Genomic DNA, 24,641 nt, shown 5'->3' on the forward strand with positions numbered 1-24,641 from the left:
AGTTAGCTTGGACGTTTAGGCGAGAAAATTTCGACCACGCTTTGCGCCTCTGTAGCAGAAACCTGAGGCTGCACTTTTTGTGTCAATTGCTGCAAGAGTGGCGTTTCCTCAACCTCCACTTTCTTACGTCCCAAAGACAGGCTCACTGGAATCAGGCGCACAAATTCATACAATTCCTGATAGCTTTCTTCACCTTCGGCATCATCGTCTGAGTCTTCAAACTCAACCGCGGCTACATCTTGTAAATGTTCAATCAGTTCTACTTCGTCCTGACGAATATGACCAGAAGCCAGACCAAAACCTAACACCACGCCTGCGCACCAGTCCGCCAATGCCTGCACACGTTCTGAGAGCACATGCTCATCATCTGGAAGCAAAGGTAAATAATCCAGTTCATCTTCAGACAATGCATGGAAAACATCTTCAGCTTCGCCAGTCAACAGTTCTAATGCTTCGGCATCCAGTTCAGGCACATCCAGTGTTTCTAAAATCTGTAACCATTCTTCACTGCTCGGTGCCTGGGTGACACAAACAATCCCGGTCAGCAAACCATGCAGTTCACTCGGGCTAGAAATTTCCTCAATTGAAGAAAAATTGCGGTGCCATTCGGTCCAACCTGAAATATCGTCTTGCATTCGTTTATCCAATCTCTATACTGCTTATATATTACCTCTGTTTGCAACACTGTGCGACCTCGATATGTTAGAAGAATTACAGCGTCTACAAGTGCAGATTGGCGTGTTAAAAACGCGACTCGCACGGCTTGAAAGTGAGAATTCCAGTTTGCGCGAAGAGCAAGACTCTTCCATGGTGCAACATCAACAGCAAATTGAACAAAAGAACAGCGTGATTGCGCAAAAACAACAAGAAAATGAACACCTGACCGAACAGCTGACAGATTCTCGTGCCCAGTTTCAACTGCTCAATAATGATGCAACTGCACTGGCAGACCGTTATGGCCGTCTGGAAAAAAGCTGTACCGATCTGAAAAACCGTTTTCAGGAAATTCTGGCTGAACGAAATGAACTGCGGGTTTTGAAGGAAAAGATGCTGATCGAGCAGCGTCATGCCCAACAGGAAATTCAGCGCCTCAATCAGGAATCTGAGCGTTTAACCCAGAAAAATGAAAATGCCAAAGCCAAAGTTGAGGCGATTATTCAACGTCTGGCAATTCTCGGTACTGCGCAGGATCATCATGCACAAGAAATCCAACAACTGGCCCATCCGACTGAAGTGACTGAGGAAGCCTCATCATGAGTGAACAAATTGCAATTGATCTCAGAGTATTGGGGCATAGTTTCCGTCTGGCCTCTACTCCTGACAAGCAGGAAGAATTAGAGTGCGCGGCACAGTTATTGAATGATAAATACGATGAATTTCGTCGTAAAGCACCACGCATGGAACCCAGCAAGCTGATTATCATGGTGGCACTTGAGCTGATGCAGGAAGTCTTGAACATGAACAGATCACTGCAACAATATGCGCATTGCGAGCGTTTGTTACAAACCATTTTAGAAGAAGTTGAGGAACTAACAGAATAATCTCATATTCTGTTTAAACTTCGGCCATTTGGCTGAACTGTTTACAGTTCATGAACAGCATAGAGTTGCCACACCGACATTATCGTTTATAATTAACTTATCTCTGAGGTGTTCGCCAGCGGGTCTATATCCCTGCCGATACTTATATCTCCGGATGCGTTCTGCATATTTAGAGTGTATGCCTGCCTTCGTGCAGGAAACCCAGCAAGTATGCGTCGCGTCCACCTTGAACTCATCGGGTTCAGGGTAACGACATGCAGCGGCATCTTCGGAGTACTTTAATTTTTTGCTTAAAATATACTTATAATTCTCTTAAAATCCTTTCTAAACTTTCTCTCAGTTTTATATTTCAGTATTTATCTCGGTCATTTCTCAAAGTTCATTTTATTCATACCATTATCTGGTAGGCCTATAAAATGCTTAACAAGAAAATCGCTTTAACTTTCTTTTAAATACACATTGAATTTTCAAGTTATTTGATCTCGATCTAAAATAAACATGGCCCAGATTGCGGCAGGAATCCAGCCTAAAATTGAAATCTGCAGCATGAGACATATTGTTGCTTCAACCGGTTTGTGAATGGTCATAAATAAGGACCAGGGGAAAATAAAGGCAATCATCAACTTCATTGTAAATACCCTCTTGTGTTCGTGTTTGCAATTTTAATATCCAGTTTTTACTGGACTCTGTGTTCGCTCTTTTTAGTGTTATCAAAAAAAATATGCATGCTGTATCATTCTAAAAAACATCTCAAAAGCCTAATTCAGTTAGCTTAAATGCAGCTTAAAAATTATTTTAAATCAGCTTGGCGAACTTATATTTTCAGTTATCGTCTTGACGTTTTTATGAAAAAGACCTTGCTTTCACTCGCGCTGCCCAGCAGCTTTTCACTCGACTGAAACCCCTCATCTTTGGGCTGTTTAGGTGAAAACTGATTGCTACTTGGCAGCCGTATTCAAGGGTGATACCCGCCAAATCACGTCACCGACATCATCAGCCACTAAAATAGCGCCTGCAGAATCTACGGTTACACCAACAGGGCGCCCAAATGCTTTGCCCTGCTCGCTTAAAAATCCGGTTAAGACATCTTGAGGCTGACCGAAAGGCTGGCCATTTTGAAAGGGAACAAAAATCACTTTATAGCCACTATGCGGTTTGCGGTTCCATGAGCCATGCTGGCCAATCAGTGCACCATTTCGATAATGAGGCATTAGATCTGCTGTATAAAAACTTAAGCCCAATGATGCTGTATGATTACCCAAAGCATAGTCTGGTGGAATTGCCCGTGCCACCCGTGCAGGGTTTTGCGGCTTGACCCGTGTATCTACATGTTGGCCATAATAACTATAGGGCCAGCCATAAAAAGCACCGTCTTTAACCGAGGTGAGATAATCTGGAACCAGATCATTGCCGAGCTCATCACGCTCATTGACTACCGTCCAGAGTTTGCCACTCTGTGGTTGCCAGTCCATACCATTCGGATTACGAAGTCCGGTTGCAAAAGGTCGTGCTTGAGTATTGGTCAGGTCAAATTCCATGATCAGTGCCCGACCTTCTTCTTGATCCAAGCCATTTTCAGCTACGTTACTGTTGGAACCTACCGTAATATAGAGTTTGCTGCCCGTAGGATTGGCAATGACATTTTTGGTCCAGTGATGGTTTAAACGACCCGCCGGTAAATCCAGTACTTTGGTGCCGGTTGCAGTAATTTGAGTAGCACCTGCTTGATAAGGAAAGCGCATCAGGGCATCAGTATTGGCCACATACAACATATTGCCGACCAGTACCATGCCAAATGGAGAGTTGAGATTCTGTAAAAATACAGTTTTTTGTTCAGCGACTCCATCACCATTATTGTCACGAAGCAGACTAATGCGGTTAGCACTCGGATGCGATGAGCCGGCTCGCTGCATTACCCATTTCATGATTTTGCCTTTAATTCCTTTGCTATCATCAGGCTTAGGTGGTGCATCGGTTTCGGCCACCAGCACATCACCATTTGGCAATACATAGAGCCAGCGCGGATGCTGCAACCCTTTGGCAAATGCCTGAACTTTTAAACCTGTAGCGGGAGTGGGCATTTTACCCTCAGGCCAACCTTTGGCAGGTGCAATATTGACTGTAGGCAGCAAGCTGGATTTTGGTTTGGGTGACTGTGGCTGGGAACCATAACTGTCAGCAATTGGCGACTTGGATGGCATAGTACAAGCCGTCATCGCCAGCAGAAGTGCCAAGCCTGCACCAGGCAAAAAAAAGTGAACCGGCTGAATAGGCATTTTTATCTCTTGTTATTTTTTATCGTCATCGAATTACTTTAAAAAACAATTGGAGATGCCACTAGTGGCTTGATGTTTTTTCTGGTTATGAATTGGTTATCAATTTTGAAGTAGATTTGTTTTTTTGTCGTAGCAGCATGATGCACAAGAGCTAAAAGAATTCTGATCAGCCATTCGATTCAGGGATTGTTGTAGTTCATCCAAGCAAAGCTCTGTTTTAAGGTTTCAGATACTGTTCAAAAGAAAAGCCCATCTTTTGATGAGCTTCTACGTGCAGATTAGACCTGAATGATCCTAAACCTAGAGAATCTATGAATAAGAGAGTCGGATATTCGTCTGAAATACTTCAAAAAACAATTAAGGGAAGTCCTCCAAACAGCTGGGTAAGATTGTGCTACACAGCCAGATCCACTGGAATGAAAGATAAGATCCGTGGCTCTCAACCACGAAATGCCGCTTCAATCGCGGAGATGTCAATTTTCTTCATGGTCATCATTGCATCAAAGGCGCGTTTGGCGGCGGCACGGTCAGAACTGGTCACTGCCTGAATAAGCACAATTGGTGTAATCTGCCAGGAAATGCCCCACTTGTCTTTACACCAGCCACACTCGCCTTCCTGACCGCCATTGCCAACAATTGCATTCCAGTATCGGTCGGTTTCTTCCTGATCTTCAGTTGCCACCTGAAATGAGAATGCTTCGTTATGCTGGAATGCCGGGCCACCATTTAGTCCAATGCAGCTAATACCCAGCACCCTAAAGTCAACGGTGATGACATCGCCTTCTTTTCCAGAAGGATAGTCTCCGGGTGCAAGGTTGATCGCGCCAATTGAGGAGTCAGGAAATGTCTCGGCATAAAATCGTGCAGCAGCTTCAGCGTCGTTATCATACCAGAGGCAGATGGTGTTCTTCGCAATATTCATCATGTTCAATCTCCATTGATTTAGGTCTTACGCGCTCTGCCTAGGCACAATGTGTTAGATCTATTGGATTAATCAGAGATCTGATCCCTTATCTATAATTCACTCAAAAACACAAAAAATCGATTTTAGATTTGTACCTTTATTAATCAAAATCTGTTTCATGATCATCAAAATGATGACTTAAAAACGCATGCTTCACAGAAAATAAAAAAATTATGACATTTTAAGCAGCCAATAATTCAATGCCTTTAATTGACCAATTTTAATCAAGTTTTTAGAGATGAGATTCATTATAAAATTTGCTGAACTTAACCAAGTTGCTACCTCGTCATATGAGAATCAAGATCACAATTATTTTTTACTTTTCCCGAATTCCCACTTAGACTAGAGCACACTTTTGTCAGATCTGCTTTTGCCCTATGACCATTCAAGAATTAAGAAGATACCTGCGTAAAACACGTCGTCATCTTTCTAAATTTGAGCAAAGGCAAGCTGCACAAAAAGTTTTAAATCGCCTTATACGTAGCCCGCAATTTATTCATGCCAAGCACATCGGCATTTATCTGCATGCTTTTGGTGAGATTCATACCCACACCATTATTGAACGCTGCTTTAAACTGGGCAAACAGGTCTATCTGCCTGCGATTTGCGACATGAATCAACAGCTGGTCTGGATCCGAATCAGCCAGCATCAATATCGCAACAAGCGCTTTGCCTATCATCGGCTGGGAATGCGGGAGCCCATGACGACACGTGGTACTCATGTTTCTAAGCTGGATTTATTGATCATGCCGCTGCTGGCCTGTGATCATTCAGGGACACGCATTGGGATGGGTGGCGGTTTTTATGATCGAACCCTGGCTTCTGCGCCCGGGCTTCCATTCCGTCTGGGACTGGCGCATGACTTTCAACTGCTTAGCCAGTCCTTAAAACGGGAAAAATGGGACCAACCCTTGGATGCTCTTATTACCCCGACAGTTTTTTTAGCTTTCAAACGCTAATTTCTCAATTTCCCTGTTGTGAACTACTTTAAAATCACATAATTAGTCATTTTTCATACAATTTAATCTTAACGCCCCTTGTATTTTTTAAATTACCCATCACTATTAAAACATGGCAACACCGTTGTCACTCATTAGGAGTGCTCATGTCTGAAATTATTATGAATCAAGAAACCTTAGAGCCTCAGGTTCCAAGTGTACTACCCCTTTTGGCGCTGCGTGATGTGGTGGTTTATCCGCATATGCAAATTGCGCTGTTTGTCGGTCGTGAAAAATCGATCAATGCAGTTGATGTGGCTCGTAACAGTGACAATCTAGTATTTGTAGTTGCGCAAAAAGATTCGCTTACAGAAGAAATTGATCACGACAATTTATATCAATACGGTACTGTCGCGAAGATTGTGCAAGTTGTGAATCACGAAAATGATGAAAACTGTATCAAAGTCCTGATTGAAGGACTGCACCGTGCCAAACTGAAAACCATCATTGACGAAAATGAGTATCTGACAGCAGAACATGAACTCAGCCCAATGACCGTTACGGTGGATGAAGACACTCAAGCCGTGCGCTTGCAAGAATTACGTGCGCTTTTTGCTCAATATGCAGAAGCGAAACTTCGTAATGCGCGTGAACTGATCACCGCAGCCAACAAAATTGAAGACCTGTTACAGTTATTATTCTTCGTGGCGACCCGTGTTCCATTGAATATTGATGTCAAACAAAAATTCCTGGAACATGATGAATTCGAAGCGCATTTAACTGAGCTGATGACTTATCTATTGCAACAATCTGAAGAACAGCAGATTGAGCAAACCCTGCATGACTCTGTTAAACGTCAGATGGAAAAGAACCAGCGCGAATACTTCCTGAATGAAAAAATGAAAGTCATTCAGCGCGAGCTTTCCGACATGAACGGCGGCGCGGAAGATGATGTCGCTGAAATTGAAAAACGTCTTGCTGAAGCAGATCTGCCTGAGCATGTACGCAAGAAAGCTGAAAACGAATTCCGTAAACTCAAAGCGATGCAGCCTGCCTCAAGTGAAGCAGCAGTTGTTCGCAACTATCTGGAAGTGATTCTGGATACACCGTGGAATAAAGCCAGCAAAGTCAGCATTAACCTGAACAAAGCACAGGAAATTCTGGATGCAGACCACTATGGTCTGGACGATGTCAAAGATCGTATTGTGGAATATCTTGCGGTTCAGTCGCGTGTGAAAAAATTGCGTGGCCCGATTCTGTGTTTAGTCGGCCCTCCGGGTGTTGGTAAAACCTCACTGGGTGAGTCGATTGCCAAAGCAACTGGTCGTGAATTTGTACGTATGGCGCTGGGTGGTGTACGTGACGAAGCCGAGATTCGTGGTCATCGTCGTACCTATATCGGTGCGATGCCAGGTAAAATCGTGCAGTCATTGACTAAAGTTGGGGTGAAAAACCCGTTGTTCTTGCTCGATGAAATCGACAAGATGGCGCAAGATTACCGTGGTGATCCGGCGTCTGCGATGCTCGAAGTCCTCGATCCATCACAGAACAACAAGTTCAGTGATCACTACCTGGATCTAGATCTGGATCTGTCTGAAGTAATGTTTATCTGTACCGCAAACAGCATGAACATTCCTGAAGCCTTGCTGGATCGTATGGAAGTGATTCGTCTTCCGGGTTATACCGAAGAAGAAAAAGTCAATATTGCAGATCGTTATCTGGTACCAAAAGCCATTAAAAATAATGGCCTGCGTGCTAAAGAGTTAACTGTGCATGAAGAAGCGATTCGTGACATCGTGCGCCGTTATACCCGTGAAGCCGGTGTACGTAGCCTTGAGCGTGAAGTATCCAAAATTGCACGTAAAGTGGTCAAAGAAGCGGTGAGCAAAAAAGCCAAAAACCTTCAGATTGAAGTGACAGCAGGCAATCTTCCAGATTACTTGGGCGCACATAAATTTGACTATGGTATGGCGGAAGAAGAAGCACAAATCGGCCGTGTCAATGGTCTGGCCTGGACTTCGGTGGGTGGCGAATTGCTGACCATTGAGGTTGCAGCCGTTCCAGGTAAAGGCAAGTTCATTACCACCGGTTCTCTTGGCGATGTCATGAAAGAATCAATTACCGCTGCCATGACTGTGGTACGTACCCGTGCAGATGAGCTTGGCATCGAAGCGTCCCGCTTTGAAGAAACCGATGTGCACGTGCATTTACCGGAAGGTGCGACACCGAAAGATGGTCCATCCGCAGGTTTGGCATTGACCACTGCATTGGTATCTGCATTTACCGGGATTCCGATTCGTCCGGATATCGCGATGACAGGTGAAACCAGTCTGGGTGGTCGTGCATTACGTATTGGCGGTTTGAAAGAGAAACTTCTTGCAGCCCATCGTGGTGGCATCAAGCTGGTCTTCATTCCACAGGAAAACGTACGTGATTTGGCGGAAATTCCTGAAAATGTAAAAGATGGTTTAGAGATTAAAGCCGTGAAATCGATTGATGAGATTTTACCGCTGGCCCTCATCTCTTTGCCAAAAGCCTTGGTGAAAGCCCCGATTGTAAAAACCAAAGAAGAAGCGAAAGCAGCCCGTCATTAAGATGAGCTGATTTGCCAAAACCCTGCTCCGGCAGGGTTTTTTATTGTGTAAAGAAATTGATTAAGGTTGCAAGGCCATCGCTACCAGCCCATCAATCACATAGGTCATCTTTTTCAGATCCAGTTTATCCAAGGTGTCCAGCTCAGTATTATAATAAGGGTTACGATAATGCGCCGTATCGGTAATTAACATGGTCGAATAATTGAATTTGGCATAATTCAGATAACCAGAAAAATTCATATCCTGAGCAAAAGTTGGACTGATAAAACGTTGACATTCCAGACGGTTAAGACTTTGCATGGCAGTACAATAATCTCCGGTCATGCCAGTCGAGGTCAAATGACCAATCGCGGCAATAAAGTTCCCATGATCTGGATAAATCCATTTCAACCCCACCGGATAAGTCTGCACCAGATTTTCATCAAAATAGCCAATTGAATCCAGAATCACCACACCTTTCAGTTTTTGCTTTTGTTTCTTGAGCGACTTGGCATGAATATAGCTGCCCATATGTTCTGTCTTGAAAAAAGGCGGCTCTTCCAAGGTATAAAAAGCAAATTCGATCTCATGTTTGAGCTTGGATTTTTGCAAGGCCAATAATCTTGCGGTTTCCAGTAAACCTGCCACTCCCGAAGCATTATTGTCAGCACCATATCGATCACTAAAGACATCATAATGCGTGCCCATGACCATTTTGGTTTTGGCCTGAGCATTTAAATGGCAAATGACATTTCGATAGCTTAGGCTATTAACTACATAGACCTGAAACTGACAGGGAATGCCAAAACGCTGCATCTGTCCTTTAATCCATGCAGACACTCGGTTCAGTTCTTTAACATTCTTGTAATTTCGAAATTCATCGACACTCATGATCTGGCTGAAAAACAATTCCAGATGAGAAATTTGAGCGCGTGTGTTGGTATTGGCGGTACTGAGACTTGAGCCGATTAGACCGGTGACCAACAGCAGCAAAGTACAACATCCTTTTATGATGACCTTAGTCCGCATTTATTATTATCCATTCCTTTATCAAGCGGAGACTTGAACTCAGGACATTAAAGCAGCACTAAATCCTTCATTTCAATTTCAATTTGTTTCCTGACTCAACTTCGTGTTGTTTGATCGTTATAATGAAGTATCCAATTATTGATCTGTCTGTATGAAAATCCGTATCCTGACCATTGGTCAAAAAATGCCAGCATGGGTGCTGACTGGTTTTGAAGATTATTTCAAACGTATTCAGCCCTTTGTACAGACCCAGATTATTGAACTGCCCATGGCCAAGCGCGGCAAAAACGATTCTGAAGCGGATATCCTGAAATATCGAAATATTGAGGGTGACAGCATTTTAAATGCACTCAAGCAGAACGAAATCCTGATTGCGCTAGAAGTGGGTGGACGTGAGTTCAGTACCGAAAAACTGGCTGAAACCATGAAAGGCTGGATGCTGGAAGGCAATGATGTGGTACTGGCGATTGGCGGGCCAGATGGTCATTCGGAAGCAGTACGTAAAGCTGCTGCATGGCATTGGTCCCTGTCTAAGCTCACACTTCCCCATCCCATGGTTCGGGTGATGCTGATTGAACAACTGTACCGTGCAATGACCATTAACCATAACCATCCCTACCATCGTGCAGGTTAATGACGTTGCTGAAGCGTTCTGTTTATGCAACGTTTTGTTGAATAATTCCTCCTGCTTTTTTCGCTATTTTTAATGCATTATTGAGACATCTTCTAGATGTGGTTTGACTTATGAACTTACAAACGTTGCCCGGCTTATTTATTTCTCATGGCTCTCCTATGCTGGCGCTGAATCCTGAGCAAGTGGGTCCTGCCTTGCATCGTTTAAGCGAAAACCTGCCACGCCCGGAAGCGATTATTATCATGTCAGCGCACTGGGAAAGTGAGGCACTGGAAGTCAGTAGCGGTATTCGACCAGAGACCTGGCATGATTTCCGTGGTTTTCCGCCAGAGCTGTATCAATTACGCTATCCTGCACCAGGAAATCCTGAACTGGCCGAGCAGATCTTGGGTTTGCTGGCCAATGCCGGTTTTGCTGCACATGCCAATAGTACTCGTCCACGTGATCATGGCGTATGGATGCCGCTGCTGCATATGTATCCGGATGCGGATATTCCAGTGGTTGAAATTTCCTTGCCCATGTCGATGAGTGCCGATGAAATCTATAAAATTGGTCAAAGTCTGGCACCGCTACGTGAGCAGCAAATCCTGCTGATTGGTTCAGGCAGTATCACGCATAACCTACGTGAACTGTCTTGGGATGGAACGGCGGCTGATGTACCGGTATGGGCATCAGATTTCCGCAATTTTGTCGTCCATAAACTGGCCCATAGCGATTATGATGCGATACTGGACTGGTCCAATATTCCACACATGGCGCGTAATCATCCAACACTGGAGCATTTTGCCCCGATCTTCTTTGCGATGGGGACCGGAAGCCGCTTTAGTCTGGTGCATAGCAGTTTTAGCATGGGTTCTCTCGGCATGGATGTCTACCGCTTCGATTAATCTTGATTGAAAACTCAAAATTTTAACTTTTAAATTTGGATACATTTTGCAACCAAAATCTGCGATATGTATCCATATCTTTTAGAAATGCATCCGTTATCATTTCAATTCTTTGTTCTTTATTATAAATCCATGAAATTAAAATTTATTGTACTGGCATTATTACCTTTAACTTTTGCAGCCTGTCAGTCGGGTGATATCCAGCAGGCTGGAGATCGTACAGTGGCTACCCTACAACAAAAAAGTGCAAATCAGCTTCTTTCTGCCTACCACTGGCAACTAGATCGCGGGCTGGAACGGCCAATCGTGCTCAGTTTCGATACTCAAGGCCGCCTGAGTGCCGTGACGGGCTGTAATGGACTCAGTACAAACTGGTCAGTGAAAGATAATATTATCAGCACCAGCGAAGTCATAGGAACCGAAATGGCCTGCGATACCGCACTGATGCAACAGGAACGCTTTGTCAGCCAGCTTTTACAAAAACGTGCAATTCCTTTTGCGCTCAATACCACGAACCTTGACCAGCCGACCCTAACGCTTTCCGCTGCCGATGGTCAAAAATATGAATTTACCGGGAAAATGACTCCGGAAACCAGATATCAGGGGCAAGCTGAAACAATTTTTCTGGAAATTTCCCCAGATACAAAATCATGTACCGGTGTGGCTCAGCAAAGCTGCTTGCAAGTTAAACAGGTTAAATATGATCAAAACGGTCTGAAGACCCAGGTCGATAAGGACTGGACATTATTCTATGACCAGATTGAAGGTTTTCAGCATTCACCGAATGAACGCCAGATTATTCGGCTAAAACGTTTTGAAATTAAGAACCCTGCGGCAGATCAATCTAAATATGCTTATATTTATGACATGGCAGTCGAGCGCGAAGCCGTGAAAGGTTCATTATAAAATATCTATCCATAAAAAAACCGAGGCTATGGCCTCGGTTTTTTTAAAGCGACACTCAATCAGACTTAGAATACGCCTTGAGCAAGCATTGCATCAGCCACTTTTACGAAGCCTGCAATGTTGGCACCGTCTACATAGTTCACAGTACCGTCTTCTTTGGTACCAAATTTTACGCAGTTACGGTGAATTTCTTTCATGATCGCATGTAAACGCTCATCAACTTCCTCAAAGGTCCAGCCTAAACGCAATGCATTTTGCGACATTTCCAGACCAGAAGTGGCAACACCACCTGCATTTGATGCTTTACCTGGCGCATAAAGCGTTTTCGCTTCAATGAATTTCTCTACAGCAGCCAAGGTTGAAGGCATGTTTGCACCTTCAGCGACACAGATCACGCCATTTGCGAGAAGCTTTTCAGCATCCTCCGCATCCAGTTCGTTTTGAGTCGCGCATGGCAGTGCGATATCACATGGAATACCCCAAGGACGTTGTCCTTCCAGATATTCAAAACCATGTTTAGAGGCAAATTCTGAAATACGACCCCGTTTTACGTTTTTAAGTTCCATCACTTCAGCAAGCAATGCTTCAGTGAAACCGTCTTTGACGTGAACCGTACCCGCAGAGTCAGAAAGTGAAACCACTTTCGCGCCCAGATACAACGCTTTGTCAGCAGCATATTGCGCAACGTTACCAGAACCTGAAATTGCGACAACTTTGTCTTTGAAGCTTTCGCCACGAGACTTGAGCATTTCCTCAGCGAAATACACAGTACCGTAACCCGTTGCTTCCGGACGCGCCAATGAACCACCGAAGGTTAAACCTTTACCGGTGAATACACATGCAGTGTCGTTACTTAATTTTTTCATCATGCCAGCCATATAGCCCACTTCACGACCGCCCACACCAATATCACCTGCAGGGATATCTGTGTTCGCACCCAGGTGACGATATAGCTCAATCATTAAAGCTTGGCAGAAACGCATGATTTCGCCTTCTGATTTGCCTTTAGGGTCAAAATCAGAACCGCCTTTACCACCACCCATAGGAAGTGTGGTTAAAGCATTTTTAAATGTTTGCTCAAAGCCTAAGAATTTTAGGATTGAAAGATTCACTGAAGGGTGGAAACGCATACCACCTTTAAATGGACCGATCGCTGAGTTGTATTGTACGCGGAACGCACGGTTTACCTGAGTTTGACCTTGGTCATCTACCCAAGAAACTCGGAACTGGATCGCACGTTCTGGCTCAACTAGACGTTCTAGCAAACCATGTGCTGCGTATTGTGGATTCTTTTGAATGAATGGCCACAAACTGGTCATCACTTCTTCGACAGCTTGAAGAAATTCTGGTTGGTGTGCATCACGTGATTTTACGTAATCTAGGAACTCATTAAGTGTGTTGTATTTCAACGCTTAATCCTCAGCAGAAAATGGATCAAAATTGGTCAAATTTACAATCAATGTTAAATTTTGGCGCAAAATATTAAATATCTTTTGTAACTAATCTACAATACTTTTTTTGAAAATACTTTAAAATTAATTTGATAACAAATATTTATATTGATTATGAATATTTTTTCTATGTCAGGAAATGCCAATTGAATCAAGGCTTAGATTCAGATTTATGCTTAATAATAAGGCATAACTTGACCCTTAATTGCGCACGACTTAGGAGTTTAAAAATATGTTAAAATGCATAACTCGACATATTTTGTTTCACTTACTGCAAAGCTCAGCATGAGCAGCTCTGGTTATTCATGAATTCGCCAACTTCTCTGGTCCAATCGATTGATGCTTTACTCCCTCAAACCCAATGTGGACTCTGTGGTCATCGTGACGGATGTTTACCTTATGCCCAGTCGATTGCTGAGGGTGAAAATGCCAATAAATGTGTACCAGGCGGACAGCCTGTTGCCGATGCTTTGGCTGCATTATTAAATCGTCCTGAACTTGTGGCAGAAGAAAGTGTCTGGCCCATTCAAGCCGACGGTCGCCCGCAGCGCATCAAAGCCGTAATTCGTGAAGATGAATGTATTGGCTGTACCAAATGTATTAGCGCCTGCCCGGTCGATGCGATTATTGGCGCCGGCAAACTGATGCATACCATTCTGACCGATTTGTGTACTGGTTGCGAACTGTGCATTCCACCGTGTCCGGTTGACTGTATCGATCTGGTCGAAGACCCACAGCCTTTGCCGACTGAAGCACAGCGTATTGCTGAACAGGACGATTTACGTCAGCGCTATTATGCGCATATCCAGCGTGAAGAAAAACGCCGTACTGACCGTAAGGGCCCAGTCGTCCGTGCAGAAATCAATACTGCCCTGTTTGCCCAGTTCTCTGCTTTAAATGAGCAGCTTCCTGTGATTGGAGTCGTGAATAAGCCGGCGAATACTCCAATTACGCTAGATTCTAAAACCACGATTGAACTGGCAAAACTACGCACCCAAATTAAAAAGCTGGAAAAACAGCTTTCGGTTCGTGAAGATGCCAGCAAACGCCTGCAACTGACAGAATTAGCTGAAAAATTACAGACCTTACAGGGATAAGTACATGACCACTGCGAGCACAAAACCTGTAAAAAACATGACCAAAAAACAGATTCAGACCTTTTTTGAACGCCTGCGTGAACAGCGCCCCAATCCGAAAACCGAACTGAATTATGCCAATCCCTTTGAATTACTGGTGGCAGTAACGCTCTCTGCCCAAGCCACCGATGTCAGCGTGAATAAGGCCACGGACAAACTGTTTCCAGTCGCCAATACACCGGAAGCGATTTATGCGCTCGGTGTGGATGGTTTAAAGGAATATATCAAGACCATTGGTTTATATAACTCAAAAGCAGTCAACGTAATTAAAGCCTGTGAGATGCTGATTCAGAAGCACAACAGCGTGGTACCGGATAATCGTGCGGATCTGGAAGCCTTGCCGGGTGTGGGACGGAAAACGGCCAATGTGGTGCTGAATACTGCCTTTGGTCAACCGACCATGGCGGTGGATACACATATTTTCCGGGTTGGTAACCGTACCGGATTGGCTACAGGTAAAAATGTGCTTGAAGTTGAGCATCGACTGGTCAAAGTGATTCCGAAAGAATTTATCATTGATTCTCATCACTGGCTGATTTTACATGGCCGTTATTGCTGTATTGCCCGTAAACCGAAATGTCATGAATGTGTGGTCGCCGATGTGTGTAACTGGCCTGATCGTTTTGAATTTGGTGCAGCGCGCGCAATTGCAGTGAAGAATATCGCTATTTCTGAATAGAATTGCAGAACTAAACTAAGACCGAAAAAAAGGTGATCAATACCTCACCTTTTCTACAATTTTCAACATACCGCTTTTATTTAAAACTGGACTCAGCTTCCACTAAAGCATGCCGAATTATTTATTCTGATCGTGTTCAGCCTGTTCCTGTTCTTTTTTGCGCTGTTCAAGCTCCGCCTGCAATTTCGGGTGCAACTGGCGTTGTGGATGCTTGGCTGCATTTTCTGCACGTTCTTCCTGACGTACTTTATTCAGTATTTTAAAACTCATATAGAACAGACCCACCAACACTGCCAGAAATATAATCATTAACACCAACACGCCAAATTTCATAGCCACAGCACCTGTTCAAATACGCAATAAAAAAGAGCCCTAATATGACTTAGGGCTCTTCGATTGTCAAAATCATCGTTAGCCGATTATTTTGCTTGATCCAGAATCGCGAAAAGCTCAGTCTGAACCTGATCGATTGGACGCAGACCGTTTAACTTGTTGTAAGTCGGTGCATTTTCACCTGATGCTGCACGGCCTTGGTAGAAGCCCACCAGTTGCTCAGTTTCAGTATGGTAAGAACCTAAACGTTTACGAATTGTCGCTTCCAGATCATCTGGACGCTGAACCAGATCTTCACCCGTTTCGTCATCTTTACCTTCCACTTTTGGCGGGTTGTAAACGATGTGATACACACGGCCAGATGCCGGGTGCTGACGACGGCCAGAAAGACGTTGTACGATCTCTTCATCTGGAACATCGATTTCAATCACGTGATCGATGTTGATACCTTCGTTTTCTAAAGCTTCTGCTTGAGGAATGGTACGCGGGAAACCATCAAAAATACAGCCATTTACACAATCAGGTTGCGCAATACGCTCTTTGACCAGACCAATGATCAACTCATCAGAAACCAAACCGCCATTGTCCATGACACTTTTAGCTTGTAGACCTAATTCAGTTCCTTCACGAATTGCAGCACGGAGCATATCACCGGTTGAAATTTGTGGGATATTGTAGCGCTTACAGATCAACTGAGCTTGTGTACCTTTACCTGCTCCAGGTGGTCCGAGTAAGATAATGCGCATATATAAACATCCTCATTTAAACAATATGTATGACGCCACGACCACAATCGCCCGATTGTGTCCCCCGGCATCTCATTATAAGAAAGCCACAAACAAATGGATTAAACCCGCGACAAAACCGGTTACCCCACCCAATAAAATCAGAATCCATTCATCTTCCTGAAATGCAGGACGTAAAAGATTCTGAAACTCCTTCGGAGTCAACTCGCGTATGCGGTCTCTAAACATTTGATAGATTTTCTGTGCACGGCTCGCATTAAATGCTGGGTCGCATACAGGCACCATCGTAATTTCAATCGAGCGATCGATCAAGTCCGTCTTGAGTTTTGCATACTCTTTTGGCCCTAAAGACAGCTGTAAAGAGGTCCGAACCAGGGGTGTTTCCATAATTTCATTAATATGACGTTTGACAATGCGGCGGGTTTTGTCTTTTTTCCCGCCATACATCATCTCGGTCATGATCGATTTTAACGTAATCAGATCTTCTGTGACTACACTTGCGAAAACATCAGAGACTTCATCCTGACGTTTCATAAATGCGCCTTGTATGTTATAGGTGCCAATACGCGGAATGACAGGTTTAATCCATGGAAACTTGCGACTTGTGGTACGGCTAAAGAATTGCGGGTACTTTACCGGATGCGGATAGAGCGGGTTGAATACCATCCAGATCGCAATCCAGTTAGTCAAAAAGCCCCAGATGGCAGCCCAGAACGGGACAGTCCAGTGCCACGGCACCACGAACCAGACAATCATCTGGAAAATACCAAAGAACATGCCGATGAGTGCACTGATATGCCAAATAAAATTGATTTCTTTTTGGCCCACTTTCAGAAACATGCGCACCATTAACCGACGGTCACCTTCCATCTGGCTGACCACCATTTCACGCATATCGACAAGTGACTCGACGTTCATGGTCAGCTCGGTCACCAATTCACGCAAAATTGCCGGCATTTGTTTTTGTGCCTGTGCATAAATTCTGCGTTTGATGGCAAAAGGCAGGTTTTCCCAAAGGACTGCATTACGATCCATCATCACTTCATCAATCAGATGTTCAAGTTCAAAACCAACCTGTTCACCAATGATCCGTGCCATATCATCTGGATCCATCGCCTCTAAAAACTCGCGAATAGAACCCAATTTAGACAAAGTGTTATCGGTAATAATGCCTGAAATACGGCCAGCTTTGCGTGGCACGATCCCCTGCCAGCCGACAGGTACAGGACCGAGATGGACACCCCAAAAATTGATCGGATAAAACACCATTTTCAGTGCCATCCAGACGTGAGCCCATGTTACAAATGCGGTCACCGGAATAATGCTGAGCACGGCCCAAAAATCCGGGCGATTCACAAAGGTTTGCCACAATTCGTTGACGTACTCAAGCATGCATAAGTTCCATATTTAATTTTTTGTTCACAGAATACACATATTTATAAGGTCAAATATTTTGTCTATAAACCGATACTTAAAGTATAGGAAAATTGTAGTCGCGGTTCAGTTTCGGCCACCACACGACCATTTCGATCTTCAAATTTCTCTCCGGCACCAATGCCGACACTAAAACTGCTGATTCGCTCTGAACTCAACAAAACATAGGCCAAATCAATTCCAGCACCTAAGCGGGCCTTGTATTCATTGTCGACGCGTTTGCTTTCAATATGACCCGCATAGCCTCCGACATAATACCCATTTTTATCCTTGCCGGTCAGATGTGCAGGATAACGAAAGCCTACTTGTCCCCCTATCGTTCGATCATCATCCAGAAAAACCCCACCTTTCACATAAGCAATCCCATAAGGATTAACCCATTCAGTATTTAAATGTACCAGCTTCCGGGTAAAACCAGCCCCAACATTAAAGGCTTTTGCCTGAGTAGCTTCTACTTTATCTGCAGTATTATTGATTTGATCATGTGCATAGGCCCCGTTCGCCCACAATGCAAACGCCAACAAAGGGTAAACCTTGTTCATTCCTTCACCATCTTCCTTAATTATAGTTTTTGGTATAGTCCTATTTTTATTCGATTTTACTGTATCAGAATTATCACAACTCTTATATACAGCACTTTACAATTTTCATGTCTGCAAAGTCAAAGCTTAAAGGAACTGATCGTAATGGCAGTTTTTCATTATCAAATCAAGTCCAGTTGCGTTAGAATATTCCACTTTGATTCTTTCCTCCTTTCCTCAGGTCTCAAGTCGATCGCGTATGAAGCAGCACTTTCCTTTAAAAAATGCACAACAAGAAAAGCGCATCTATCGTAGTCGAGTATGGATTTCTGTTGGAATCGTCATCTTTTTTATGCTGCTGCTGGTCAGCCGCTATGCTTATTTACAACTCTTTAATTTCGAGACCTTCAGTACCGCTTCTGACCAAAACCGGATTCGTCTGCAACCTCTGCCTCCAGCGCGCGGTTATATTTATGACCGTAACGGCGTATTGCTGGCCGATAACTACCCGGTATTTACCGCAACTTTAAGCCGCGCCGATGTGCAGGATATTGACCAGACTTTGGAACGTCTGAAGCCTATTCTGGAGCTGACCGAAGAAGATATTGAACGCTTCCAAAGCCGGATTAAAACAGCACGTAGAACCGAACGGGTTTCGATCAAGCTCAACCTAAATGAAAATGATATTGCCCGTTTTAGTGAAGTAAAGTACCAGTTTCCGGGCGTGAATATTGAAACCCAGATGACCCGCTACTATCCACATGGCGACCTGTTTGCCCATGTGATTGGTTATGTGGGCCGGATTAATGACAAAGAACTCAAAGCCATTGACAAGGATCTTTATGCCGGGACCAACCTGATCGGGAAAATCGGGGTAGAAAAATCCTATGAAGAACTTCTGCATGGGGTGCCAGGAAATGAATCGGTAGAAGCGGATGCTTTTGGTAATGTGCTACGGCATTTGGGCCGTAAGGATCCGGTGCGCGGTAATGATCTGTTCTTGTCACTGGATTATGGTTTGCAGGTGGTGGCTTCAGAGCAACTGGCTGGACGCCGTGGCGCGATTGTGGCGATGAATCCGAAAACTGGGGAAATTCTGGCGCTGGTTTCCAGTCCAAGTTTCAATCCAAATCTGTTTGTGACCGGTATCAGTCATAAAGATTATAGTGATCTGCGTGATAATCTGGATCAACCTTTATATAACCGCGCCGTACAAGGGGTTTATCCTCCTGGTTCGACCATTAAACCGATGTTTGCATTGGGCGGCCTGCATTATGGTCTGGTGGACTGGGATACCACTATTTCTGATCCGGGTTATTTCAGTCTGCCGGGCGATAGTCACCGCTTCCGTGACCATAAAAAATCCGGGCATGGCGCAGTCAACATGCACAAAGCTCAGGTCGTTTCTTGTGATACTTATTTCTATGTCATGTCCTACCGCATGGGCATTGAGAAAATGAACACCTGGATGCGTCAGTTTGGCTTTGGTGAAAAAACCGGCGTGGACTTACCAAGTGAAAGCTCAGGACTGTACCCGAACCCGGAATGGAAGATGCGTACCCGTAACGCCAAATGGTTACGTGGTGAAACTATTTCGGTGAGTATCGGTCAGGGGGCTTTCACTTCAACGCCGTTACAACTGGCCATGGCAACGGCCATTACCGCCAACCATGGCAATAAAGTCATTCCGCATGTGTTACGTGAAAGTCGCGGTGCCAAAGCGTTCAAGGTACATAATGGTACCCACGGCAAGATCGATTTTAATGGTCAGGAAGAAGACTGGATCAAGATGCGTGATGCCATGGTCGACGTGATTCAATCTGGTACAGGCCGAGGCATCAAAAGTGGCTTACAATATTCCATTGCAGGTAAAACCGGTACAGCTCAGGTGAAGAGCATTGCTCAAGGCAAGCGTTATAATGAATCCTTATTGACCGACCGTCAGCTGGATCATGGCCTGTTTGTCGGTTTTGCACCTGCTGAAAATCCTGAAATTGCGATTGCGGTCATTCTGGAAAATGGTCGTGGCGGTAGTGCAGCCACTGTGCTGGCTCGTCCGATTTTTGATTACTGGTTGCTGCATAAAGATAAGAAGCCGGTACGCCCGCAAGGTCATCAGCTCAGTGGTGGTCTGATGACAGCCGGAATCAAGCCTGCTGAATTGCCAAGTGGTGCAGGCATGTTGAGTCAAGATGCAGCAACTGTAGCTCCAGCCAATATTCAGCCACCAGATCCTGCCACCAATCCATCTGCAAATGCAGCTGCTCCAGCTGTAGCGCCTCCTGCTCCCACACCGGTAGAACGAGACTAAAATGAAAAACCAACTTCGAATTATTGGGGGTGACTGGAAACGTCGTCAACTACCTTTTGCCAGCATTGAGGGTTTACGCCCGACGCCTGATCGAGTACGCGAAACCCTGTTTAACTGGCTTATGTGGGACGTACAAAATGCACAGGTTTTGGACATTTGTGCAGGATCTGGTGCCTTGGCTTTTGAAGCCTTATCGCGTGGTGCGGCCTCAGTCGTCATGATTGAACCGGATCGTACTCAGGCACAATTCCTGACCCAGAATCTTGAACTATTACAAGTCACCAAAGCACGCGCCCAATTGAAAATAGCAACGGCGCAGCAAGCTTTAACCAGCCTGCAAACACAATTTGATCTGGTTTTTCTCGATCCACCGTATAGCCTGAACTTATGGGAAGAGCTGGCATTACAGGCGGATCATCTGGTGAAAAATAATGCTTATATTTATGTGGAAGCAGACCGTGATCTACAGTTGCTTAAATTACCAGCGTCATGGCGACTCATTAAAAATACCAAAGCCGGCACAGTGCGTGCAGGGCTTTATCAAAAAAGTGTTTCTTAAATAAAGTTACAATTAAGACCCATTAAAAAAGGATTCCGCGGTGGAATCCTTTTTTGTCAATACATAGTCAAACTGAAAGATGCGAGAATCATTTTAGTCACGATCACGGCGCCAATCACGGTTATCACCTCTGTCACGCTTCCAATCCCGATGATCTCTATGCTCCCGATTTTTCCAGTCACGATCCTTGTGGTCTCGATCATAATGTCCGTTGCGATCCCGGTGATCACGAGAACCATCATCCCATGGATCAACCACACAACCAGTTAATGACACTGCCAATACAGAAAGTAAAATCGCTTTTTTAATCATGTCCCTAATCTCTTTACTGCACCCTATCAGTATCAGGCGAGTTCATGGAGACTAAACGAACTCATTGTTGCTCTGTTGTAGTGATTTATGCATTTTTTATGCAGGAATAAAAAACTCATTCCTTATTTTCGTTTTAATATTTTACGCACATTTGAACTTTAATTTGCATAAATACAGCTAACTAAAAAGCTTGGCTTTTGCCCTGATCTTTAGAATACTGCTGCCTTTCCTTCTGACTTTACCTTTATGACCTGGCTGTTATTTATTCTTGGTGCAATGGTCGCTGGTTTCGTACAGGGGCTGACCGGTTTTGCCTTTGCCCTGATTGCCATGTCATTCTGGGTCTGGGTATTGGCTCCGCAACTGGCAGCGCCCTTGCTGGTATTTGCTTCCATCTGGAGTCATTTAATTTCACTGACGCAGGAACAGAAACCACCCATATTATCTAAACAGTGGCTACTGCCTTATTTAGTAGCGGGTCTGATTGGCGTACCGCTCGGCACTTACCTGCTGCACATCATCCAAGCTGATACATTTAAACTGGTTTTGGGCATTTTTCTGGTGCTCTGGTCTCCGCTGATGCTGCTCAATCCACACATCAAAACCATTCAGCGCTCGGGAAAGATAGCCGACAGTAGTATCGGATTGATGGGTGGAATATTAGGCGGACTTGGTGGTTTTTGTGGAGCCGTCCCTTCAGCATGGGTGATGTTGAAACAACTCCCGAAAGCCCAGCAACGCTATATCTTGAGGCATTTTAATTTTGCAGTTCAGGTCTTCGCACTCGGTACCTATCTATGGCAAGGTATGATCGATCAAAGTCATTTACCCTATATGGCAGTGTTAATAGTTTTTGTCAGTATTCCGGCCATTTTAGGGGCAAAACTCTTCTATAAAATTTCTGAACTGCTGTTTAAACGTATTATCCTAAGTTTGCTGTTCAGCGCCGGCTGTTTTCTTATAGCGTCCCAATTCATTTAAGCCCAATCTCATGCAGAGTTGGTTTACTTTGCCTCAGGCTTGAATCCGCTGACATAACTGCTATGTTAGGGCCAATATTTCGTAATATAGATCATCATTATGCAGATTCGTGATCAGATTGTTCTCGTTACCGGCGGAGCACGTGGCTTGGGCTTGGCGATTACTCAAGCCCTATTGGCAGAAGGTGCTCGCGTCGTCGTCAATTATCATAGCAGTCAGCAAACCGCCGAACAGCTTGTGCAGCAGTATCCCGAGCAGGTCTTTATTTATCAGGCCGATGTCACTCAGGCTGATCAGGTACGGACTTTATTTGCTGCGGCAAAAAACCATTTCGGGGAAGCGATTCATGCGGTCGTCAATAATGCGCTGATTCAGTTTGAATTTAATGGGGATGATCGTCCTAAGGTTGAAGATTTAACTTGGGAGACCATGTCACGTCAATTCAGTGGTGCAGTACAGGCTGCCCTCAATACCACGCAAGCCGCACTAGATGATATGAAGCACACGGGTTTTGGCCGGATCATCAATATCGGCACAAACTTAGTGCAAAATCCGGTGGTTCCTTATCATGACTATACCGCAGCAAAAGCGGCTTTATTGGCCTTTACCCGCACTACGGCGCAGGATTTGGGACAATATGGTATTAACGTCAATATGCTCTCTGGCGGCCTGTTACAAACCACAGATGCCAGTAAAGCCACACCAGACTTTGTTTTTGATCTAATTGCTCAATCAACTCCTTTACGCCGCGTGATTACACCAGAAGAGTTTGCTGCTGCAATCCTGATGTTTTTATCGCCTTATTCACGTGCCGTGACCGGACAAAACCTGATTGTGGATGGCGGCTTGGTTAAAGGTTAACTGACCAGAGAATAGACCGGGATTTTTAGATTCTATTGTTCTATTTTTTGACCATCTGGTAGATTAAAAAGGTTTTGTGACCGGATTTTACTTCTACAATATGGTGTTCCCATAAAACCTTTTGTCTATTTTCTATGAAATTTATCACGACATTGCTCAGTACCTTATTGCTGGCAGGTTGTATGTCTAGCGATCTGAAAAAATCGGAACAGCTGCTGCAAAATTTCCAGTGCTCCCAGATCGAGATGTCACAGATGTCGCATACCAGCATGACCGATTATTATCAGCATTCGCTCTATAGCACAAAATCTAAGGCCGAAGCGTATATCGAGCATTATCACCAAGGTGAAAAGTTATTTGATATTCCCTTATCGGAAGTTGTGCAACAGCAATATGAGCTGTATAAAAGTGCCTGTCAAAGCCTCGGTGGAATTTTACCCGCTTCTGAAAACTAAGTAGTATTTGTCTGATATTCTTAATTCTTAGACAATAAAAAAGCAGGGAAAATACCCTGCTCTTTTTACAACGCAATTTTAATTCTGATAATAACGCTGATCGACACTGAAACATTCAGGGAATTTTGGCTGAATATCTGCATAAAATGCCATGATTTCCGCCATATCTTTTTCATAATCCCCTGTCGGATAAACAATTTTACCTACGCCAGTTTTTTTCTTGGCATAGTCCATATAAGCCAAAGCAATCGGCACACCCGCATTGATCGCAACATGATAAAAACCGGTTTTCCACTGTTCCTGTTTGGCACGTGTTGCTTCTGGTGTGACCAGCATGACCAGTTTGGGATGGGTCTTAAATAAATCCGTCATCACCTGCACCATGCTCGGACGCGGCTCACCCGGCTGCTTAGGTCGACGGTCAATCCCGATTCCGCCCATCGCCCGTACAAAAGGCCCCAATGGAAATTTCATATAACTGTCTTTAATGGTTAAGCGAACATTCACACCTAACGCTTTCAAAGCCAGACGCGCATAGAGTGCATCCCAGTTACTGGTATGAGGAGCAGCAATCATGACACATTGCTCTAAATCTAGTGGCCAGTGATTATCAATTTCCCAACCCATCATGTTCAGACTTTGTTCTGCTAACTTCTCAAACACGTCACGCACCAATTCTATTCAAAATTGCGCGAATTTTAGCAACCTAGGCAAATATAGATAGTGCTCTATGAGCAATAAATAAACAATTAATCTATATTTGTATAATTGGAATTTTTAAATGAATAGTTGATTATTTTTTTCCACCTTGAACTTATCTCATACATCAATTTACGGATAGTTCAGATTGCTTCCCAATATCAATAGAAATTTCTTTCTAATTTAAAGGATCCATGCATTAAAAAGCTCTTGACCTCCTAATTTTGGGATATGGCAAAAACGAGGGTCTTTTTATACTGAATCCACATTATAAATTTCAGGAAGATTCTAGGGCGTGTCATCAATTAAGCCAAATGATTGTTGAAGCCAGGTAGATCGCTGATAAGAAGTTTTGAGCCAATTTATCATAGCGTGTGGCAATAGCACGATACTGCTTGAGCTTGGCAAAAAAGTT

27 protein-coding genes and 1 other RNA gene are annotated in these 24,641 nt (G+C 44.1%); 15 read left to right on the forward strand and 13 right to left on the reverse strand.

Going from position 1 to position 24,641, the window contains the following annotated elements; all coding sequences use genetic code 11:
• Nucleotides 1-2: 2 nt before the first annotated feature.
• On the reverse strand, nucleotides 3-635 hold the full coding sequence (locus tag FTU44_RS10990) for a UPF0149 family protein (protein WP_005096352.1): 633 nt from the start codon (nucleotides 633-635) through the stop codon (nucleotides 3-5).
• A gap of 64 nt (nucleotides 636-699) precedes the next feature.
• On the opposite strand from FTU44_RS10990, the gene FTU44_RS10995 reads away from it, so the two are divergent.
• From FTU44_RS10995 to ssrS, 3 genes are all read left to right on the forward strand, one after another.
• Nucleotides 700-1,257, forward strand: a complete 558-nt coding sequence (locus FTU44_RS10995; RefSeq protein WP_100328787.1) for a hypothetical protein — start codon at nucleotides 700-702, stop codon at nucleotides 1,255-1,257.
• Nucleotides 1,254-1,541 (forward strand): cell division protein ZapA, encoded by a 288-nt coding sequence (locus FTU44_RS11000; RefSeq protein ID WP_180050708.1) that lies wholly within the window; start codon nucleotides 1,254-1,256, stop codon nucleotides 1,539-1,541. The genes FTU44_RS10995 and FTU44_RS11000 overlap by 4 nt, the downstream gene beginning before the upstream one ends.
• Nucleotides 1,542-1,638: 97 nt before the next feature.
• Nucleotides 1,639-1,819: non-coding RNA, 6S RNA (gene ssrS, locus FTU44_RS11005), on the forward strand.
• Nucleotides 1,820-2,008: 189 nt separating this feature from the next.
• On the opposite strand, the gene FTU44_RS11010 is transcribed toward ssrS, so the two are convergent.
• The 3 genes from FTU44_RS11010 to FTU44_RS11020 all read right to left on the reverse strand — a co-directional run bounded on the left by FTU44_RS11010 (nucleotide 2,009) and on the right by FTU44_RS11020 (nucleotide 4,739).
• Nucleotides 2,009-2,170, reverse strand: coding sequence for a YqaE/Pmp3 family membrane protein (locus tag FTU44_RS11010; protein ID WP_005096350.1), 162 nt, complete (start codon nucleotides 2,168-2,170; stop codon nucleotides 2,009-2,011).
• A 309-nt stretch (nucleotides 2,171-2,479) separates the two neighbouring features.
• Nucleotides 2,480-3,757, reverse strand: coding sequence for a sorbosone dehydrogenase family protein (locus FTU44_RS11015; protein WP_257226483.1), 1,278 nt, complete (start codon nucleotides 3,755-3,757; stop codon nucleotides 2,480-2,482).
• 499 nt (nucleotides 3,758-4,256) lie between these two features.
• Complete coding sequence (locus tag FTU44_RS11020; RefSeq protein WP_180050724.1) at nucleotides 4,257-4,739, reverse strand: VOC family protein; 483 nt, start codon at nucleotides 4,737-4,739, stop codon at nucleotides 4,257-4,259.
• A 419-nt stretch (nucleotides 4,740-5,158) separates the two neighbouring features.
• On the opposite strand from FTU44_RS11020, the gene FTU44_RS11025 reads away from it, so the two are divergent.
• Together FTU44_RS11025 and lon are read left to right on the forward strand one after the other, a co-directional pair.
• Complete coding sequence (locus FTU44_RS11025; RefSeq protein WP_005171883.1) at nucleotides 5,159-5,740, forward strand: 5-formyltetrahydrofolate cyclo-ligase; 582 nt, start codon at nucleotides 5,159-5,161, stop codon at nucleotides 5,738-5,740.
• 146 nt (nucleotides 5,741-5,886) lie between these two features.
• Nucleotides 5,887-8,313 carry an endopeptidase La gene (gene lon, locus FTU44_RS11030; RefSeq protein WP_100328791.1) on the forward strand — a complete coding sequence of 809 codons (2,427 nt, stop codon included), beginning with the start codon at nucleotides 5,887-5,889 and terminating at the stop codon, nucleotides 8,311-8,313.
• A gap of 60 nt (nucleotides 8,314-8,373) precedes the next feature.
• Here the strand turns inward: lon and FTU44_RS11035 are convergent, their stop codons facing one another.
• Entirely contained in the window at nucleotides 8,374-9,321 is a 948-nt protein-coding gene (locus FTU44_RS11035) for a M28 family peptidase (protein WP_180050712.1), read from the reverse strand.
• A 151-nt stretch (nucleotides 9,322-9,472) separates the two neighbouring features.
• On the opposite strand from FTU44_RS11035, the gene rlmH reads away from it, so the two are divergent.
• The 3 genes from rlmH to FTU44_RS11050 all read left to right on the forward strand — a co-directional run bounded on the left by rlmH (nucleotide 9,473) and on the right by FTU44_RS11050 (nucleotide 11,748).
• Nucleotides 9,473-9,955 carry a 23S rRNA (pseudouridine(1915)-N(3))-methyltransferase RlmH gene (gene rlmH / locus FTU44_RS11040; RefSeq protein ID WP_005096341.1) on the forward strand — a complete coding sequence of 161 codons (483 nt, stop codon included), beginning with the start codon at nucleotides 9,473-9,475 and terminating at the stop codon, nucleotides 9,953-9,955.
• A gap of 110 nt (nucleotides 9,956-10,065) precedes the next feature.
• Entirely contained in the window at nucleotides 10,066-10,842 is a 777-nt protein-coding gene (locus FTU44_RS11045; RefSeq protein WP_005096339.1) for a class III extradiol ring-cleavage dioxygenase, read from the forward strand.
• 132 nt (nucleotides 10,843-10,974) lie between these two features.
• On the forward strand, nucleotides 10,975-11,748 hold the full coding sequence (locus FTU44_RS11050; RefSeq protein WP_218949992.1) for an META and DUF4377 domain-containing protein: 774 nt from the start codon (nucleotides 10,975-10,977) through the stop codon (nucleotides 11,746-11,748).
• Between the two features lie 65 nt (nucleotides 11,749-11,813).
• Here FTU44_RS11050 and gdhA read toward each other — a convergent pair whose 3' ends face one another.
• A complete protein-coding gene (gene gdhA, locus FTU44_RS11055) occupies nucleotides 11,814-13,157 on the reverse strand; it encodes an NADP-specific glutamate dehydrogenase (RefSeq protein WP_074383062.1) in 1,344 nt (447 codons plus the stop codon).
• Between the two features lie 347 nt (nucleotides 13,158-13,504).
• Here gdhA and FTU44_RS11060 point away from each other — a divergent pair, with 347 nt between their 5' ends.
• Nucleotides 13,505-14,296, forward strand: coding sequence for an RnfABCDGE type electron transport complex subunit B (locus FTU44_RS11060; RefSeq protein ID WP_005096333.1), 792 nt, complete (start codon nucleotides 13,505-13,507; stop codon nucleotides 14,294-14,296).
• Between the two features lie 4 nt (nucleotides 14,297-14,300).
• A complete protein-coding gene (gene nth, locus FTU44_RS11065; RefSeq protein WP_005096332.1) occupies nucleotides 14,301-15,014 on the forward strand; it encodes an endonuclease III in 714 nt (237 codons plus the stop codon).
• 117 nt (nucleotides 15,015-15,131) lie between these two features.
• Here nth and FTU44_RS11070 read toward each other — a convergent pair whose 3' ends face one another.
• From FTU44_RS11070 to FTU44_RS11085, 4 genes are all read right to left on the reverse strand, one after another.
• On the reverse strand, nucleotides 15,132-15,347 hold the full coding sequence (locus FTU44_RS11070) for a hypothetical protein (protein WP_100534398.1): 216 nt from the start codon (nucleotides 15,345-15,347) through the stop codon (nucleotides 15,132-15,134).
• An 86-nt stretch (nucleotides 15,348-15,433) separates the two neighbouring features.
• The gene (adk, locus tag FTU44_RS11075) at nucleotides 15,434-16,093 is read right to left on the reverse strand and encodes an adenylate kinase (RefSeq protein WP_005096329.1); all 660 of its coding nucleotides are present in this window, start codon (nucleotides 16,091-16,093) and stop codon (nucleotides 15,434-15,436) included.
• Nucleotides 16,094-16,168: 75 nt separating this feature from the next.
• Nucleotides 16,169-17,485 carry a hypothetical protein gene (locus FTU44_RS11080; protein WP_005096327.1) on the reverse strand — a complete coding sequence of 439 codons (1,317 nt, stop codon included), beginning with the start codon at nucleotides 17,483-17,485 and terminating at the stop codon, nucleotides 16,169-16,171.
• 65 nt (nucleotides 17,486-17,550) lie between these two features.
• Nucleotides 17,551-18,069: a hypothetical protein gene (locus tag FTU44_RS11085; RefSeq protein WP_005096326.1), complete on the reverse strand. Its 519-nt coding sequence runs from the start codon at nucleotides 18,067-18,069 to the stop codon at nucleotides 17,551-17,553.
• A 238-nt stretch (nucleotides 18,070-18,307) separates the two neighbouring features.
• On the opposite strand from FTU44_RS11085, the gene mrdA reads away from it, so the two are divergent.
• A complete protein-coding gene (mrdA, locus tag FTU44_RS11090) occupies nucleotides 18,308-20,359 on the forward strand; it encodes a penicillin-binding protein 2 (RefSeq protein ID WP_074383064.1) in 2,052 nt (683 codons plus the stop codon).
• 1 nt (nucleotide 20,360) lies between these two features.
• Nucleotides 20,361-20,918, forward strand: coding sequence for a 16S rRNA (guanine(966)-N(2))-methyltransferase RsmD (rsmD, locus tag FTU44_RS11095; RefSeq protein ID WP_005096323.1), 558 nt, complete (start codon nucleotides 20,361-20,363; stop codon nucleotides 20,916-20,918).
• Between the two features lie 93 nt (nucleotides 20,919-21,011).
• Here the strand turns inward: rsmD and FTU44_RS11100 are convergent, their stop codons facing one another.
• A complete protein-coding gene (locus tag FTU44_RS11100) occupies nucleotides 21,012-21,230 on the reverse strand; it encodes a hypothetical protein (protein WP_005171910.1) in 219 nt (72 codons plus the stop codon).
• Between the two features lie 246 nt (nucleotides 21,231-21,476).
• On the opposite strand from FTU44_RS11100, the gene FTU44_RS11105 reads away from it, so the two are divergent.
• From FTU44_RS11105 to FTU44_RS11115, 3 genes are all read left to right on the forward strand, one after another.
• Nucleotides 21,477-22,211 carry a sulfite exporter TauE/SafE family protein gene (locus FTU44_RS11105; RefSeq protein WP_100328797.1) on the forward strand — a complete coding sequence of 245 codons (735 nt, stop codon included), beginning with the start codon at nucleotides 21,477-21,479 and terminating at the stop codon, nucleotides 22,209-22,211.
• Nucleotides 22,212-22,310: 99 nt separating this feature from the next.
• Nucleotides 22,311-23,072: a 3-oxoacyl-ACP reductase gene (locus tag FTU44_RS11110; RefSeq protein ID WP_180050718.1), complete on the forward strand. Its 762-nt coding sequence runs from the start codon at nucleotides 22,311-22,313 to the stop codon at nucleotides 23,070-23,072.
• A 134-nt stretch (nucleotides 23,073-23,206) separates the two neighbouring features.
• A complete protein-coding gene (locus FTU44_RS11115; RefSeq protein WP_005096317.1) occupies nucleotides 23,207-23,527 on the forward strand; it encodes a hypothetical protein in 321 nt (106 codons plus the stop codon).
• A gap of 78 nt (nucleotides 23,528-23,605) precedes the next feature.
• Here FTU44_RS11115 and FTU44_RS11120 read toward each other — a convergent pair whose 3' ends face one another.
• The gene (locus FTU44_RS11120; protein ID WP_171294118.1) at nucleotides 23,606-24,154 is read right to left on the reverse strand and encodes a 1-acyl-sn-glycerol-3-phosphate acyltransferase; all 549 of its coding nucleotides are present in this window, start codon (nucleotides 24,152-24,154) and stop codon (nucleotides 23,606-23,608) included.
• Nucleotides 24,155-24,527: 373 nt separating this feature from the next.
• Nucleotides 24,528-24,641 (reverse strand): transposase (locus FTU44_RS11125; RefSeq protein WP_180050720.1); only part of this gene is annotated, 114 nt, incomplete at its 5' end.

Source organism: Acinetobacter sp. YH12105 (assembly GCF_013419095.1).
GTDB lineage: Bacteria > Pseudomonadota > Gammaproteobacteria > Pseudomonadales > Moraxellaceae > Acinetobacter > Acinetobacter pseudolwoffii.